The 252-nt window shown below is 51.6% G+C and carries 1 protein-coding gene; it reads right to left on the reverse strand.

Translation table 11 applies throughout. The annotated features are described in order from the left end of the window. Positions 1 to 252 (reverse strand): DNA topoisomerase (locus tag AC1RQI_RS17365; RefSeq protein WP_481905855.1); only part of this gene is annotated, 252 nt, incomplete at both ends.

Here is a 252-nt window from a genome sequence, read left to right on the forward strand (position 1 = left end):
GGTATACCCATCAAAGGTCATCACCCGACCTTTGGCTCTAAGCTCAATCTCACCAGCATTGACAATCAACGTCATGGATTGGTACTGCGCAGGTGGCATCTGACACGCCACAAACTGGCGCCAAATCAGCTCATATAAGCGCTGGGCATCGCGCTCCATGTCTTTTAGCGAGGCAGATTGCACCAAGACATCTGATGGTCGAATCGCTTCGTGCGCTTCTTGGGCGTTTTGCTTGTTGCCATACACATTGGG

This window comes from Salicola sp. AFF1, assembly GCF_056783195.1.